At 41.4% G+C, this 17,425-nt stretch carries 13 protein-coding genes; 3 read left to right on the top strand and 10 right to left on the bottom strand.

The features are described from left to right. Positions 1-122: 122 nt before the first annotated feature. The 3 genes from BQ7997_RS00570 to BQ7997_RS00560 all read right to left on the bottom strand — a co-directional run bounded on the left by BQ7997_RS00570 (position 123) and on the right by BQ7997_RS00560 (position 3,371). Positions 123-1,772 carry an ISL3 family transposase gene (locus tag BQ7997_RS00570; RefSeq protein ID WP_073342484.1) on the bottom strand — a complete coding sequence of 550 codons (1,650 nt, stop codon included), beginning with the start codon at positions 1,770-1,772 and terminating at the stop codon, positions 123-125. A gap of 768 nt (positions 1,773-2,540) precedes the next feature. Next, positions 2,541-2,948, bottom strand: a complete 408-nt coding sequence (locus tag BQ7997_RS00565; RefSeq protein WP_073342482.1) for a hypothetical protein — start codon at positions 2,946-2,948, stop codon at positions 2,541-2,543. A 168-nt stretch (positions 2,949-3,116) separates the two neighbouring features. Further along, the gene (locus BQ7997_RS00560) at positions 3,117-3,371 is read right to left on the bottom strand and encodes a type B 50S ribosomal protein L31 (RefSeq protein WP_004300906.1); all 255 of its coding nucleotides are present in this window, start codon (positions 3,369-3,371) and stop codon (positions 3,117-3,119) included. Between the two features lie 371 nt (positions 3,372-3,742). On the opposite strand from BQ7997_RS00560, the gene BQ7997_RS00555 reads away from it, so the two are divergent. Beyond that, a complete protein-coding gene (locus BQ7997_RS00555; protein ID WP_022137411.1) occupies positions 3,743-4,747 on the top strand; it encodes a class II fructose-bisphosphate aldolase in 1,005 nt (334 codons plus the stop codon). Between the two features lie 100 nt (positions 4,748-4,847). On the opposite strand, the gene BQ7997_RS00550 is transcribed toward BQ7997_RS00555, so the two are convergent. From BQ7997_RS00550 to BQ7997_RS00520, 7 genes are all read right to left on the bottom strand, one after another. After that, on the bottom strand, positions 4,848-6,161 hold the full coding sequence (locus BQ7997_RS00550) for a tetratricopeptide repeat protein (RefSeq protein WP_073342479.1): 1,314 nt from the start codon (positions 6,159-6,161) through the stop codon (positions 4,848-4,850). Between the two features lie 255 nt (positions 6,162-6,416). Beyond that, entirely contained in the window at positions 6,417-7,577 is a 1,161-nt protein-coding gene (locus BQ7997_RS00545) for a sodium ion-translocating decarboxylase subunit beta (RefSeq protein WP_022137409.1), read from the bottom strand. Position 7,578: 1 nt separating this feature from the next. Further along, complete coding sequence (locus BQ7997_RS00540; protein WP_022137408.1) at positions 7,579-8,010, bottom strand: acetyl-CoA carboxylase biotin carboxyl carrier protein; 432 nt, start codon at positions 8,008-8,010, stop codon at positions 7,579-7,581. A gap of 24 nt (positions 8,011-8,034) precedes the next feature. Beyond that, positions 8,035-8,955 (bottom strand): OadG family transporter subunit, encoded by a 921-nt coding sequence (locus tag BQ7997_RS00535; RefSeq protein WP_044655720.1) that lies wholly within the window; start codon positions 8,953-8,955, stop codon positions 8,035-8,037. 31 nt (positions 8,956-8,986) lie between these two features. Further along, entirely contained in the window at positions 8,987-10,540 is a 1,554-nt protein-coding gene (locus tag BQ7997_RS00530; protein WP_044655719.1) for an acyl-CoA carboxylase subunit beta, read from the bottom strand. A gap of 29 nt (positions 10,541-10,569) precedes the next feature. Then, complete coding sequence (mce, locus tag BQ7997_RS00525) at positions 10,570-10,974, bottom strand: methylmalonyl-CoA epimerase (RefSeq protein ID WP_008999807.1); 405 nt, start codon at positions 10,972-10,974, stop codon at positions 10,570-10,572. 175 nt (positions 10,975-11,149) lie between these two features. Continuing rightward, positions 11,150-12,148, bottom strand: coding sequence for a GNAT family N-acetyltransferase (locus tag BQ7997_RS00520; protein WP_022137498.1), 999 nt, complete (start codon positions 12,146-12,148; stop codon positions 11,150-11,152). A gap of 242 nt (positions 12,149-12,390) precedes the next feature. Between BQ7997_RS00520 and BQ7997_RS00515 the strand changes: the two genes are divergently transcribed. Both BQ7997_RS00515 and BQ7997_RS00510 read left to right on the top strand, forming a co-directional pair. Then, entirely contained in the window at positions 12,391-15,507 is a 3,117-nt protein-coding gene (locus BQ7997_RS00515; RefSeq protein WP_073342477.1) for a SusC/RagA family TonB-linked outer membrane protein, read from the top strand. 13 nt (positions 15,508-15,520) lie between these two features. Beyond that, positions 15,521-17,320: a RagB/SusD family nutrient uptake outer membrane protein gene (locus BQ7997_RS00510; RefSeq protein ID WP_073342474.1), complete on the top strand. Its 1,800-nt coding sequence runs from the start codon at positions 15,521-15,523 to the stop codon at positions 17,318-17,320. Positions 17,321-17,425: the final 105 nt, after the last annotated feature.

Genomic DNA, 17,425 nt, shown 5'->3' with positions numbered 1-17,425 from the left:
ATAAACAACTTGCAGGTATGAATGTTCAGGGTTTGTTTCTTTTAGTACGGTTTTGAACAAAATCATAATAGTTCCTGCATTACATAGAGTTTAAAAGGTTCTTCGTCAAATTCCGTGCTTTTTTATGTGCTAAATCCATTAATTTTAGCAAACAGTAATTTTATGTTTGCCCTGTTATACATTTGTCTTTTGATTGCCTTTAATTTATTAACAGTTCCTTCCAGTACTGCGTTGTTCCAGGAATAATCAATAGCTGCCTTTACCGCTTTCAGGTCTGATTTTATATATTTGGCAAACCCTCTGATAGCTTGGGATTTTGCCTCCACCGCCCTTTCGAGCCATCCCTCCAATGGATTCAGAGAGTTTCTATTAAGAATTTCCCTGAACTCTCGTGCAAGTTCTATTGCTTGTTTGGCCCGTTTACTCTGATAAAGTTTCTCAAGTTCTTCCAACTTTGTTTTTCCGGTAAGTATAAAGCGCTGGATTGTTTTTCTTGATATACGGTTTTCTTTTATTTTTTTTGCAATGTTGCTATTCTCTTTTTTTATTTCTTTCTGCCGATTTCCGATATTGTTTCTCAGTGTTTGACTTACTCGTTTTATAGCAGATGCGGAGAGTTTGTTATCCATCCTTTCAACTAACTGATTCACCTTCCAGCATCCCAAGGAAAACTCCAGAGCCAGCTTATCAATAAATTTAAAGATTAATTTCTGTTCATCGCTCATATAGTCTTTACGTGTATGTTTGAACAATAATTTCCTGACCTTTTCTGTATGCATATTATATGTTTGTGCTATCTGGTAGAAAGTCTTTCCTTCTCTGTATGCATTATCCGCTTCTATAAAAAACTGAAGTTTCTCCCGATGTCTTTGGTCGCCCAGGTTCCAAAAGTCCTTCATAATCTCAGTTTTACATTCCTGTACGGTTGGGAAGCTGTATGTTTTCTTCGCTCCCCAAAAGCCGCGTAGTAGCCCGGAAAACTCATCGGCCAGCATATCAAGCATTTTTTTGATCAGATGAAACTTGTCACTTATCTGAATTGCCCCCGGAAGGCAACGGCTTATGGCGTCGGCATAAGTGGCGGAACCGTCTCTGGTAACAAACTGTATTTGTTGGTTTTCTAATAAATAGCTATCCAACTCTTCACCCGAACGGCAGTCCAGCAGTGCAATGATCTGATGACTATGTTGATCCACAACCACACTCATATAAGTGTGCCCTTTCTTTTTAGCTGCGTCATCGATTCCTATGGCTGTAGCATGGGAAGTCGGAAGATTCCGGTCAATACTGCGTAGACAAGTGGAGGCGCTACAAGAGATATGCTGAAGCCCCAATAAGTATGAAGCGATACGAGAAGTCGTTTTTAAAGATACAGAAGTTATTCTGTCTAAAACTTCTTGGGTTTTTCGTCCATAACGGGGAGCTATACCGGGTAAGGACTCGCTGAAAGTGCGTACACAGTGTTTACAACGAAATCTACGGGCTTTTACAAGAAGAACAGTACCCATGTTAAAGCTTTCAGATGCCTGAATATGACGGAAATAATAACTATGTACGTGTTTGGTTCTTCGGCCGCAATAAGGGCAAACGGAAGTCTTGCGAATACTGGATAAATGAACTGACACGTGATTTTCGTGTATCGTCAGATGGTCCTGCTTGAAGCCAGGCGCGGCAAGACGGATGGAAACAAGGCTAAAACTTTTATTAGATTGAAGATTGTTTAATGATTCTTTTTCATTATTTTTGTCGAAGGCGGATATGTTTGGATACATAGTAACTGGATGCTTTGGTCAGCTATAAAGTTACTAAAATACAAGCATATTCGCTATTTTTATTACTATAAAGTATATTGATTTATAACTAAATAATAAAATATAAACAAGGCATATTTAAAAATAAAAAAGCACGGAATTTGACGAAGAACCGTTTAAAATGATATAATTATCTTGCACGCCTACACTCTTTGCATCTACTTGATTGATACATAGAGATATAAGCGTGTGCAAGATGCCGTTGCAGATGTGTGCAAGATAAAAGTATCTTGCACGCTTTGTCTTTTTCAAAAAGTTCCTGATAATTCCCGAAAACTATGCAGTCATTTATAGAATCAAGGCATCAAATAACTTGTTCAAAGTAATGAAACAAAGTGTTTGCTATAGAGAAACACTTTGTTTCAAGTAAGTAAACACTTTGTTTCAAGCCTATGAACACTTTGTTTCAAGTACTTGAAACAAATGGGAACTACCGTCAACAGGAATGAATAGCTAAGTAATCACAGCAGACAGCGTGCAAGATACTTTTATCTTGCACGCATCTGCAACGGTATCTTGCACATACTTATATTTCTATGTATCAATTGAATAGATGCAAAGAGTGTAGGTGTGCAAGATAATTATATCATTTTAAATCTTGATGAAGCTAAATACTTGGCTCATTTCTGCACTGTTTTACTCTCCTTCAGTCATTGAATCACATTATTAATAAAAACAATCCCCGGCAGTGATACTGTCGGGGATTGTTTTTATTAATTTACTGGAACTTTAGTTCCGTTGTCTTTTGGGTTTTCCGGAAAAGATAGTCAGTTCGAAAATAGTAAATATGATTTCGACCGTTGAATAACCGTTGAGGTCATATTCCAGATTCTCGTTATCGGAGTAGTATCTGAGATAAACAGTTGGAGTTCCATTATCGAAATCAAGGAAAAGATAAGAAGTGTAATCGTAAATCCCCAAATTGGCAAATTCATTTAGTATGGCAGTGTTGAAAAGCGTGCACCACCCTGTTGTTTCTTCGTTTCCCGACATCTCGAATCTGCGGTGTTCTTTGTTGAAAGCATCTTCATTCACATGTTTGAGTTGTCTTTTTATGTCTGAACTGAAAGACAGACGTTGTCTGATGAAATTGAGTACCTCTTCTTTTGTCATTAGTTTTAATTGAGCTATTTCCATTCTATTTGTTTATTAAGTCACCAAAGGTACTCTCTTTATTCGGTAATCAAACAAAAAAGAAGTGTTTCTTTTAAGAAACTTACTTTTTGTCGTAAGGGCACTTTAAACGAAAAAGAGGAAATTCTCAGTGAGAATCTCCTCTTTTTTCATCTTTAACGAAAGATTGAGTTATTTCTTCTTACGGTCACCGTAACGGCTCATGAACTTATCAACGCGACCTGCAGTATCCACCAATGTAGATTTACCTGTATAGAACGGGTGAGAAGTGTTAGAGATTTCAATCTTCAGCAACGGATAAGTTTCACCTTCGAATTCGATGGTTTCTTTAGTTGCTACAGTTGATCTAGACAAAAACATGTCACCATTTGACATATCTTTAAATACTACCGGACGGTATGATTCTGGATGAAGGCCTTTTTTCATTTCAGTATCTGTTTTTTTAATTTATATTCTGTTACTATTTTGGTAAGAAATAGTGTAATGGTCATTTTCAGAGCGCAAAGATAATGTATTTCCTTGAAATAGAAAAAGGTTTTGCAGAAAAAAAAGATGATAAAGTACTTTAGTGCCCTATTGGGGTAATTGGATTATCTGCTGCCTGGCTATTCTATCTTTTAGTCATTTGTTTGCAAGGTGGACATTACAATCTAATGCCGGGCGAGCTTTCCTACTGGAATTTGATGTCTGATTTAAACCTTTTTCTACTATATTTTTCTTTCCGATGTTCGTTATTCGGTGGATAATGCTTACTTTTGCGTAGAATTTTTATTCACTAACAATAAACTTTAAACAAAATGGTAAATTACAAAGATTTAGGATTGGTAAACACGAAAGAAATGTTTGCTAAGGCTATCAAAGGTGGATATGCTATCCCGGCATTCAACTTCAACAATATGGAACAGATGCAAGCTATCATCAAGGCTGCTGTTGAAACTAAATCTCCTGTGATTCTTCAGGTTTCTAAAGGTGCCCGTCAGTATGCTAACGCTACTTTGTTGCGTTACATGGCTCAGGGTGCTGTAGAATATGCTAAAGAATTAGGCTGCGCACATCCGGAAATCGTTCTTCACCTTGATCACGGAGATACTTTCGAAACTTGCAAATCTTGTATCGACTCTGGTTTCTCTTCAGTTATGATCGACGGTTCTCACCTTCCTTACGAAGAAAACGTTGCATTGACTAAGAAAGTGGTTGAATACGCTCATCAGTTTGACGTAACAGTTGAAGGTGAACTTGGCGTATTGGCAGGTGTAGAAGATGAAGTTTCTGCTGACCACCACACATATACTGACCCTGAAGAAGTTATTGATTTCGCTACTCGCACAGGTTGCGACTCTTTGGCTATCTCAATCGGTACTTCTCACGGTGCATACAAATTTACTCCGGAACAATGTCACATTGACCCGGCTACAGGTATGATGGTTCCTCCTCCATTGGCATTCGAAGTATTGGACGCTGTAATGGAAAAACTTCCGGGATTCCCTATCGTTCTTCACGGTTCATCTTCAGTTCCTCAGGAAGAAGTTGCAACTATCAACAAGTTCGGTGGTAACCTGAAAGCTGCTATCGGTATTCCTGAAGAATGGTTGCGTAAAGCTGCTACTTCTGCAGTTTGCAAGATCAACATCGATTCTGACTCTCGCTTGGCTATGACTGCTGCTATCCGTCAGGTATTCGCTGAAAAACCGGCTGAATTCGACCCGCGTAAGTATCTTGGTCCGGCTCGTGACAATATGGAAAAATTGTACAAGCACAAAATCATCAACGTACTTGGTTCTGATAACAAATTGGCTCAGTAATCATCAGCTTATTCCAATATAATAAGAAAGGCTGCTTCCGGTTAACGGTGGCAGCCTTTTTAATTGGTGCTAAAGAGGTCTTCTGTCTAAAAAGAAATTATCATTTTCCATTCTGAAAGAAATCTTCAATTTTCTGTTTGCTTTTCAAATCTTTCAGCCAGTTGGCGGCAGCGTTATAATAATTGGCCATTCCCAAAACAAGTTCACCTTTTTCGTTCAATTTAGCTTGCCCGGTCTTATCATCTTTAGGGCGTGTTTTCAAGAATGCTTCCAAATAACGCTCTGTGCTTTTCTTGTCTTTCAAGGCAGAAAAGGATAGGTGTGCCATGTCATACAGAATTTTGTGATTTTGCCTGTCGTATTTCTGATAACGTTCTTTCATGGATGCCAGTTGCTCTTTATACATCTGTGCCATCTTGTAACAATCGGTCATACCGATGTAAAGCCGCGTCATGCTACTGTCTTTGGGTATCGACAGGTTGATAGCCTGTTCCAAATACTCTACTCCCTGTTTTTTCCACGAAGTTTTGGCGCAGGCACGTCCGAGATAATAGAGAAGGTTTACATTTTCCGGATCGTATTTCCGGGCGGCTTCCAAAAAGTCATGTGCTTCGTAATATCTTTCTATTGCATAATAACTGATGCCAAGATAGTAGCAAGTATGGAAGGAGCTGTCTCCTTGGTTCACCAAGTATTGATAACGGCGAATTGCGGTAGGATAATCTTGTTTCAAACAGTACGCCAAAGCATTCTGGCGGTTGACTGCGATATTGGTAGTGTCGATTTGCCGGTATTTCTCTGTGGCTTCGATGGCTTCGTCGAAGTAGGAACCTGCTATATTTATAGCGCCCAGTTTGGCGGCGGCAAGATAATCGCTCGGATATTTCTCCTGAATATTGTAATAGCACCCGGCTGCGGGGAGCGGTTCACCCATTCCTTCGAAACTTTGTGCCTGCAAGTGCAGGGCAATAGCGGAACTGTCTTTCTCTGTCATCAAACTGCTTTCCCCTAATGCGTCCCTGAATTTTTGCAGGGATAGGAGCAGGTTGATATATTGGATACGGACATATTTGTTTTCCGGATTGAGGTCGAGTGCCCGTTCGTAATACTTCAGTGCCTGATTACTTTTGGCAAGCATACGGCAACATTCGGCTGCTTCAATAAATGCACGGCTATTTGTGGTGTCGTTCGTGATAATCTCCTGATAGGTGGAAAGTGCTTCTGTGTTGAGTCCTAGCCCCCGCAATGCTTTTCCTTTTTGCAGGAGCAGGGGAGTGGTGGGCTTTTTTGCCGCAATAAGAGAAAGTGCTGCCTCGTAATCATAGTTTGCCATTGCTTCCTGGATAGGGTCGAGGTGCTGTGCCATTAACAGGGTGGTGGGACAGAGCAGGAACAATAGAAGTAACCGTTTCATAAATCGTAATTTTAGTGTGTTGTTAATGAGTTGCAAGTTACTAAAATTATTGCATTTACGAAATATTCGTAATATGTTTCAGATAGATTAACGTACCGATAACACTGGATAACATGGCAGAGGAATGTGATACAACGAAAAGAGTGATAATAAAACATGCCTCTTTCCCGGGAAAGAGGCATGTTCGCAGTAGAAAAATCTACTTTTATAGTTTTAAGGCATACCGAATGGAAACACGGCAGGAGCACCTTGCCCCTACATCAAGAATCCCAGCAGGATACCGGCAGCAACTGCTGAACCGATTACTCCGGCAACGTTCGGACCCATAGCGTGCATCAACAGGTAGTTGGTCGGGTCGTATTCCAAACCGATGACTTGTGAGATACGTGCCGAGTCGGGAACGGCAGATACACCTGCATTACCGATCAACGGATTAATCTTGTTACCCTTCTTCAGGAAGAGATTGAAGATCTTGACGAAGATTACACCTGACGCAGTTGCAATAATGAATGACAATGCACCGAGAGCGAAAATCTTGATAGAGTCGATAGTAAGGAATTCAGAAGCTTGGGTAGAAGCACCTACTGTCAAACCTAACAGGATAGTGATCGTGTCAATCAACGGGCCGCTTGCTGTATTGGCAAGACGACGGGTTACACCACTTTCTTTCAACAGGTTACCGAAGAACAGCATACCGAGCAAAGGCAAACCGGAAGGAACCAGGAAGCAAGTCAGCAACAAACCGATAATCGGGAAAATCACCTTCTCCGTGTGAGAAACGGCACGCGGCGGTTTCATGCGGATGACGCGTTCGTGTTTGGTGGTGAGCAGTCGCATGATAGGCGGCTGTATCACCGGAACCAACGCCATATAGGAGTAGGCGGACACCGCAATGGCTCCCATTAAGTTAGGTGCCAGCTTGGATGAGAGGAAGATGGCGGTCGGACCGTCTGCTCCACCAATGATACCGATTGCTCCGGCTTGCATCGGGTCGAAACCTATTTCCAATGCAATCATGTATGCGCCGAAGATACCGAACTGTGCAGCAGCACCGATCAACATCAGTTTCGGGTTAGAGATAAGTGCCGAGAAGTCCGTCATGGCGCCGATACCCAAGAATATGAGTGGCGGATACCATCCGGAAGTTACTCCCTGATACAATATATTCAAAACTGAACCTTCTTCGTAAATACCGACTTTCAGACCGGCATCCATATTAAAAGGTATATTACCGATCAGCATACCGAACCCGATAGGAATCAGCAACATCGGCTCGAACTCTTTGGCTATCGCCAAATAGATGAACACCAAGCCTACGAGGATCATCACCACGTGTCCTACGGTAGCGTTGGCAAAACCCGTGTAGGTCCAGAAGTCGGCAAGGTTGTTTCCTAAAAAGTTTATAAAATCTCCCATATTATTCGATAATTACGAGGTCATTACCTTCGAGAACAGAATCTCCCTTATTTACATTGATGGCAGTAATCTTGCCGTCTTTGTCCGCATTGATATTGTTTTCCATCTTCATGGCTTCCAATATAATGATGGTCTGTCCTTTCTTTACAGTATCGCCTACATTCACTTTGATGTCGAGGATAACACCCGGTAGCGGAGACTTGACGCCAGATTTGCCGGTAGACGGAGCAGCCGGTTTCACTACTTGGGTAGGAGCGGCAGGCGCGTTAGGCATAGGACGTACCACTACTGGCTTTGCAGCCGCTTTGGGTTGTTTCTCCATTTCTACTTTATAATGTGTACCGTTCACTTCTACATGAGCGATGTTGTCTTCAATATCTCCGATGGTTACTTTATATGAGTTACCGTTGATTTTATATTTATATTCTTTCATCGTTTTTACTTTTTATAGGGTGACTTACTTTCTGGGAGGAGTTTCACGCAACGTGTAAATCTTCGAACTCCACGGTGAGTAGCTGCGTTTCACACGAGTGATGGTCAGTACTGTATCTTCTACGTCGTGTACTTCATCCTGCATTTCGTGCAATGCCATAGAAATGGCAGCGTAAACTTCGCCCGGAGCCTGTGACAGCTCTTTCGCTTCTTGTTTGTCGACGCCTTTCGTTCTCATAGTATTGCGCTTGCTTAAGTTGACTGCAACTTTGCCGACAACTTTGAAAGCAATGAACAGAAGAATCAATCCGCAGAATACCACACTCATAGCAGAAATAGACATACCGATACCGTTAGCATCATGTTCCTCGAACTTTTCCATCTTAGCATTACTGTTAAGAGTTTGGTTGTTGGTGCTCGGAGTAACGTATTTGTCACTGCTTGCTCCTTTTACTTCCCATTCTGCTGCACCGTCACTTATGCGTGCATATGATTGGTTAGGGCCGAGAGCGCCTGCCGGTATTACTATCTGATCCATCAGCTTTTTGCCGGAGTCGAATAGGCCAACCCAGTTGGCTGTTTCGGGATTCAGCTTGAAGCTGGTGTGGAATGTTCCGCGGTTAGGCTCGCCGTCCGCCCAAAATAAAGCGTGCTGGCGTGGTTTCACTAGCGTAAGTATATCACCTTTCGGGATAAAATAAGTAACTGTATCGCCTGGTTGGCTGCTTACTTTCAGCAAGCAAGCTGCCAGATCGGCGCTACCGAATGATTTATTGAATATTTCAATCCATGCACTGTGCAGTCCGTAATCATCCTGAAAGTTGGTTTGGTTATCTATCAGGACTTCGTTCAGCACTAGCTTGTTGTTCGACTTTTTCTCTCCACAGGAAGTCAGTCCAACCAGCAACAGCAAAGAAAGGAATATTCCGATTTTGGTTTTGTTCATAATCGTTCTTGTTTTAATGTGAAAAGTTGGATTACAACGGAATATTACCATGCTTCTTAGACGGGTTGGTCAGCTTCTTGGTCTGCAGCTGCTGCAAAGCGCGGATAACACGGAAACGTGTGTTGCGTGGTTCAATCACGTCATCAATATAACCATATTTGGCTGCATTGTAAGGATTGGCAAACAGTTTAGTGTATTCTGCTTCTTTTTCAGCAAGGAATTGCGCCGGATTTTCCTGATCCTTGGCTTCGCGTGCATACAGTACTTCTACTGCTCCTGCACCACCCATTACTGCGATTTCAGCTGTCGGCCATGCATAGTTCATATCACCACGAAGTTGCTTACAGCTCATCACGATGTGAGAACCACCGTAAGACTTACGCAATGTGATAGTTACTTTAGGTACGGTAGCTTCGCCGTAAGCATACAGCAATTTGGCACCATGAAGGATAACGCCGTTGTATTCCTGTCCTGTTCCCGGAAGGAATCCCGGTACGTCTACCAATGATACGATAGGAATATTGAATGCGTCGCAGAAACGGACGAAACGTGCACCCTTACGAGATGCGTTACTATCGAGCACACCTGCCAAGTATTTAGGCTGGTTGGCAACGATACCTACGGACTGTCCGTTGAAACGTGCGAAACCGATGATTATATTCTTGGCATAGTCTTTCTGGATTTCCAGGAACTCACCATTATCAACAATAGCACCGATTACTTCGTACATATCGTACGGTTTAGTCGGGCTGTCAGGGATAATATCATTCAAAGAATCTTCCAGACGGTCGATCGGGTCTGTACAATCTACATAAGGAGCTTCTTCAAGATTATTTTGAGGAATGTAGCTCAACAGATTACGAATCAGCGCGAAACCTTCTTCTTCTGTCTTAGCGGTGAAATGAGTGACACCCGATTTGGTAGAGTGAACACTTGCGCCACCAAGGTTTTCCTGGCTTACATCTTCGCCTGTTACAGTCTTTACAACTTTCGGTCCGGTAAGGAACATATAAGAGGTACCTTCCATCATCAATGTGAAGTCCGTCAAAGCCGGAGAATAAACGGCACCACCGGCACAAGGACCGAAGATACCTGAAATCTGCGGAATAACACCTGAAGCAAGGATATTGCGCTGGAAAATTTCTGCATAACCTGCAAGGGCGTTGATACCCTCCTGGATACGTGCGCCACCCGAGTCGTTGATACCGATACATGGAGCACCCATCTTCATTGCCTGATCCATGATCTTACAGATCTTCAATGACATTGTTTCGGACAATGAACCGGCAGAAACTGTGAAGTCTTGTGCAAAAACATATACCAGACGTCCTTCGATAGTACCGCAACCGGTTACTACGCCATCACCCGGATAATGTTTTTTCTCCATGCCGAAGTTCGTGCATCTATGCTCAACGAACATGTCCATTTCTTCGAAGCTACCTTCATCCAGCAACATAGCCAAGCGCTCGCGTGCTGTGTATTTCCCTTTTTCATGTTGCTTCGCAATTGCTTTTTCGCCGCCCCCGAGACGTGCTACGGCACGGCGTTCAATAAGCTCTTTAATTTTTTCAAGTTGATTACTCATGAGTTCTTGTTAGTTTTTAGAGTTTATGATTAATGTTCGCAGAGTTCTGTCAGCACGCCAAGAGTTGATTTCGGATGAAGGAAAGCGATGCTCAAACCTTCGGCACCTTTGCGTGGAGCTTTGTCGATGAGGCGGATTTCTTTGCTTTCAGCTTCAGCCAAAGCATTAGCTACGCCATCTTCAACAGCAAAGGCAACGTGATGAACACCTGCACCTTTGTTTTCAATAAATTTGGCAATGGTACTCTCAGGGCAAGTCGGCTCCAACAGTTCGATTTTTGTTTCGCCTACTTTTAAGAAAGCGGTTCTTACTTTTTGATCTTCCACTGTTTCAATGTTGTAACACTTCAGACCTAATACATTTTCGTAGTAAGGAAGGGCTTCTTCGATGCTTTTTACAGCGATGCCCAGATGTTCAATGTGTGAAATCTTCATAACTATACTTTTATTATTTGGTTTTAATTATGTGCTTATACGGTATAAAACAGCACAAAGAAAGACAATTCTTACCTAATAAAGAAATATTTCAGCATTTAATTGTTGGGTTATAAAGCATAAAAAATGGTAGGGAAGTGGCACAAGAAGTCGTTTTGTAATCTTGAGATTGCATTTAGACATAAAATTTGACTAGGAGTTTGTTCAGCCAAGTCCAACTGACGCGGAACCAACGGCGCGTGCTACTCTGCTTTCCGCCGAAGCGAAGCACGAAATCACGATAACCATGTTTGCGGAACGGAAGTCCTACGTCCATAAATTCCATATGTCGGAATCCTCGTTCGTGAGCGTCTTCCAGGGCTTTCCAAACGGCGAGTACACCCGGATATTGCATCGCATAGGTCTTTCTCATTCCCCCTGAAAACCAAAGGAATGCATTGTCACCGGAATAGATGCAGACGGAACCTCCGATAATTTTCTCCTTATATTTGACGATGAATATTTTTGCCTGTTTTCCTTTGATAAACATACTGTTCATATGCCGGAAGAAATCATTGGCAGGGAAGTATCTGCGTATGCGGGATGAATAGACTTTGTGCAGCATCCGTGAGAAATCACGTATTTCTTCTACCGTATGTGCTTCTTCTACTCTTGCTCCGCTATTAAGTCCTTTTTTAATCTGCCGGATACGCGACGGACTGAACCGGTCTTCAGTCTTTTTCATACTGTGCAGTGAATTTCGCACCCGTAACCAATTGACCGGAAAGTAATCATTGCTTCGGAAGAACTTGTAACCGAACATGGCATTATTCAGATTACGGAATTCAATAAGGAAGCAGGTACGTGATGCTTCCTGGGTAAGATGCTCGAGCATCTCGCCGAAAACTTCTTCCGCCTTTTCTTTATTAGTATAGAGAGTTTCATCCAAAGCTTCGCCTTCACTATATACCACGCAGTGCTTCACCAAAGAGGATGGAAGCCATCTCTTTGCCTTACGGATAGCGGCAAGTAAGCGTGCCACCGGTTTGCCGTCTTCTGTCGCTACTATTAATAAGGGTGTATATCCCGGAGTTGCTTCATAGATTTGAAACAGCTCTTTGGAATGGAATGTATTCTTTCCTGATAAATCAGGAATATCCTTTCCTTTATAATATGTGGTTAGTTTAAGTGGCATCCAAGTACAAATTTACACTTTTTATTCTTCATTCAACAATAAAACAGAGAATTTGTTGGCAATGTTTAAACTTGTCAGTCCTTTCTTTAAAGCAGACATATGGAAAAAAAGAATGAAAAAGAAGAATTTTTGCATGATAATGAGTTATTTGTGGGTACAAAATAAAAAATGTAGCGTCTCTTTATAGATTTGAAACAAATATGTTATGTCAAATAATTAATATTAACTTTAACTTAAGACGAATGAGAGATTATGCATTTGTTGAAATGTGGAAGATGCAACATAGACGCATTTCCATGATTTTGGGGCTGGCTTTATTATGTTCCCCTATTCCATATTCTGTTCAGGCAGAAAATGGGAGCTCTAATACTATGGTACAGATTACGGCACAAACAAAAACTGTGAAAGGAACTGTTTTGGATGAGAATGGAGAACCTTTGATTGGTGTCTCTATTGTAGTGAAAGGTACGGGTACCGGTACAATTACTGATTTTGACGGTAAATTCTCAATTGATCTTTCCGGAGGGAGTAAAGAACTGTTGGTTTCTTATATCGGATACAAAGATCAGACTATAACTGTAACGGGAAGTTCACCGTTAAGTGTGAAAATGATTCCGGACACGCAAGCTTTGGACGAGGTAGTGGTGATTGGTTATGGTACGGTAAAAAAACGTGATTTGACAGGAGCGGTTACTTCTGTAAAAAGTGGAGATATTACAGTAAGTCCGGTGAATAACCCGATGGAAGCGCTTCAGGGAAAGGTGGCTGGTCTGGATATTATGAAGTCTTCCGGTAAGGCAGGAGCTGATGTCGATATTCAATTACGCGGAACTCGTTCCATTTACGGCTCAAATTCTCCTTTGTTCATTATTGATGGAATCCAAGGAAGTTATAATCAGGTGAATCCTGCTGATATTGAGTCTATTGAGGTGTTGAAAGATGCTTCTTCAACTGCCATTTACGGTTCGGCCGGAGCGAATGGTGTTGTAATAATCACTACCAAGCAAGGCAAGACCGGAAAGGCGACGGTCAACTTTGATGCCTATGTCGGTGTAAGCGGATTTGCAAAATTTCCTCACGGCATGATCGGTGATGAATATGTTAATCTGAAAAGGGAAGCATGGAGGACTAAGAATAATGAGGAGTATCCTGAATTCATGTCTACCATCTTTGATAAGCAGGGAGTGCTCGATGCATATGACGCAGGCAAGTGGATTGACTGGGTAGATGAGGTTATGGGTAAGAACGGCGTCCAGCAAAACTACAATTTGTCAATAACAGGAGGAACTGAAAAAACGAAGATTTTTGCTTCCTTGAATTATAACAATGAAGAAGGGTTGATTAAGAATGATAACCGTAAGCGTTATAGTATGCGTTTGAATCTGGATCAATCTATCTTTTCCTGGGCTAAGGTAGGTTTTAATACAAACCTGACATATACAGATGGAAATACCCGTAATCAAAGTGTTTTTGTAAATGCGTTGACTTTCCTGCCTTTAGGGGATGTTTATGACGCTGGTGGTAATATTAATTATGAATATTGCAAAGATGGCGGGAAGGTCAATCCGATGGCTGATGAAGCCAAAGACCAGTATGTGAATAATACCCGCAGCACTTATTTTACCGGCAATGCTTATTTGGAATTAACCCCGCTGAAGGGATTGACTTTTAAATCAGTGTTGGGAACGACTTTGAGTAATTCCCGCAACGGTGTTTTCTTTGGAAAAAAATCAATAGCCAATATTACTTCCGGCTATCAGGCGCCTCTTGCCGAAATATATAATAGTGCTCCTTATGCTTATAGATGGGAAAATGTACTTACTTACAACTTTACATTAGCTAAAGACCATAGTTTTGGCGTGACGGGAATCACATCTTATTCCAAAAATCAAGATGAAGCAAATGAAAGCCATGCTCAAGGTCAGGAACTGGCGGCACAGTCATTTCATAATTTGAGCGCGGGAACGGAAAAAGTTCAGGTAGCGTCAAGCTTTTCGCAGACACAGTCGATGTCTTATGCTTTCCGTTTGAATTATAGCTATAAAGGGAAGTACTTGTTCACATTCTCCAATCGTTGGGATGGGGTTTCCCATTTGGCGGCAGGACATAAATGGGATTCTTTCCCTGCTGCTGCAATCGGGTGGCGTATCAGTGATGAGACGTTTATGGAGAAGACTCAGAATTGGTTATCTAATCTGAAATTACGTGCCGGCTATGGTGTAACGGGTAACTCCGGCCGTAAAGATGCCGCTTATTCTTCTACTACGGGTAGTTATACTTATCCTTCGGGAGTTGGCTTCGGCAATAGTGCAGCCGGACATATTCAGTACGGCGGTACATATGGAAATCCGGATGTTGGATGGGAGAAATCATATAATACGAATATCGGTATTGATCTTGGACTATTCAATGGGAGGGTTAATCTGGCGGCTGACTGGTATAATACAGATACAAAAGATTTGCTGTATTCACGTACAATGCCGATTACTTCCGGAATAGCTGCATGGGGATCACCGATGAAAGCATGGCAGAACCTTGGTGAGACTAATAATAAAGGTATTGAGTTGTCGCTGAATACCCAAAACATTGTCAAGAAGAATTTCACCTGGTCTTCCAATATTACTTTTACGGCTAATAAGGAAAAAATTGTCTCTTTGCCGGATGGAGACGTAAAGGCGGAGAAACTCTTTGAGGGTGAGGCAATCAGTGTTTTCTATGATTTCAAGTATTTGGGAATATGGTCGACCGCCGAAGCTGAAGAAGCAGCTAAATATGGCTCTAAACCTGGTGACATAAAGGTCGCTACCGACGGCTCTTTTAATGACAAAGGTATCCATTCTTACAGCAGTAATACGGATTATTTTATTTTAGGTAAAAAAACGCCGGACTGGATTCTTGGCTTCCAGAACAATTTTACTTATCGTGATTTTGATTTGAGTTTCTTTGTTATGGCGCGCTGGGGGTATATGGTTAATAATGACGTTATCACTCGTTACAATCCGACAACTAGTCTGGATAACTCACCGACAGGAAGTGATTATTGGACTCCAGAAAATCAGGGAGCTTATTTGCCTCGTCCGGGACTTCATGACAAGGCCGCTGATTATAAAGGATTCACTTCTCTTGCTTATATGGACGGTTCTTATATCAAAGTGAAGAATATTACTTTAGGTTACTCTCTCCCGAAAAAGTGGCTGGCTAAGATTCGCATGGAAAAACTTCGCGTATACGCAACAGCTTATGACCCGTTTATCTTTGCCAAAGAAAAACTGATGAGAGATCTTGACCCTGAAAATAACGGTGCGTCCAATTTCCCATTGACCAAGAGATTTGTATTTGGTGTAAATGTAACCTTTTAATTAATTGAGAGTTATGAAAAATAGAAAAATATACAATATATTGTTAGCTGCGGTTTGGATTCTTGGAGGAGCGTCTTGTTCTTTGGATGAATATAATCCGGGCGGTTCTTCTCTTGAAGCATTAATGACAACACAAGATGGCTTCAAGCAGGCTATAAATAATTGCTATTTCGGTTTGCAACGTAGCTTTTATGGTAAGCAGATTTATATCGAATTGGCAGAAGCAGGTACAGACTTGTGGACAGCCAAACAGAATTCTAATACAAATGCCAACTATTTTAAATATGCGGAAGGTGGTTCTATGAACCAAAATATGGCTCAAAGTATCTGGAATTCGGGATATGACGGCATAGGCTCATGCAATATAGCACTCGCGTTGGCTGATAAGGTAATAGATTGGGATTCGGAAGAGGTTAAGAATGAAGTGCTTGCCGAAGCGCATTTCCTGAGAGCCCTATATTATTATAATTTGGTGGAGATATTTGGCGGAGTCACATTTATCACTGCTAAAAATGAAGGTGTGGATACAGCTCCCGTCAGGACAGAACCTTTGGAAATTTACAAAAACTGTATTATCCCGGATTTGGAATTTGCCGCTACTTATTTACCAGTATCCCGTTCCAAGGAAGAAGGGCGTGCATTGCGCAAATCTGCCAAGGCTTATTTGGTAAAGGCTTATCTGACAACCAAAGAATATGGATGCTCTGATTATTTGCAAGCTGCCAAGGACTTGGCGGATGAGCTGATTCGGGATTGTGAGACTGGTGGAGCTGATTTGGATACTTATATGTACCCTACCTACGACGATGTTTTTGCTGATGCCAACAATCAGAATAACAAAGAGTCTATGTTCTCAATTGCTTGTAGTACTCAATATGGAAGCGTCAATAAATGGCAAAATAATTTAAGTTGGATGGAATTCTATTGCAACACATATTATTTTCCGGCTATTGAGAAGACGGAGGATGGTATAAAGCAGTGGGGAGGTAATCCGGAAGGAACATTTATGCCTTCTAAATATTTGATGGACTTGTATGTTCAATCTGATAATAAGTTAGATCCCCGTTATGCCGCTTCTTTCAAGACTTCATGGAAAGCTAACAAAGATTTCACCTGGTCGGAAGATAAAATCAAGGAGATGGATAGAGAAGGTAATATTACAACTAATACTTCTTTGGCTGCGGGCGATGAAGCTATTCGTGTTATACGACCCGAGGAAGACGATTATGTAACTTTGGCAGCGAATAAATTGAAGGCCGATTATATGATTGTTGATACAAAAGATTTATATGGTACTGACGGCAAGGTCAAGATGAACTATACTCGTCAGAATGACGGGAAAACGGTTTTGAATCCTTTTTATTATTTCTATCCGTCTTTGTCCAAGTTCAATACAACCAATATTATTGTTTCTAACTGGAGCAAAGGACGCTATGGTAGTAATGCTTCCATTATAACTATGCGTATGGCTGAAATCTACTTGTTGGCAGCCGAAGCAGATGTTTATCTGACAGGTGGAGCAAATGCGAATAAATATATTAATAAGGTGCGTGAACGGGCTAATGCTTCTCAATACAACGGTGCAGTAGATATTCAATATGTATTGGATGAACGGGCGAGAGAACTGGCCGGTGAAAGTGTCCGATGGTTTGATTTGAAGAGAACGGGTAAATTGACCGAAGATTATTTGCAGCAGAAAAATCCGGATGTCGGTCAGTATTTCCGGGATAATACCCATACTGTGCGTCCTATTCCGCAATCATTCACGGAGATTATAGAGAATGGTGTGGAGTATCAGAATCCGAATTATTAATATGTTCGGGATATTGATGAAATGATAGTAGGTTAAATTTTGATAGAGAAGGATATATCTTGTGGTGTATCCTTCTTTTTTTATCCTGTTTTGTTTATTTTTGCT

The sequence above is a fragment of the Bacteroides congonensis genome (assembly GCF_900130125.1).
GTDB lineage: Bacteria > Bacteroidota > Bacteroidia > Bacteroidales > Bacteroidaceae > Bacteroides > Bacteroides congonensis.
The sequence above is the reverse complement of the archived record's forward strand: the minus strand, read 5'-3'. Positions and strand labels throughout refer to the sequence as shown.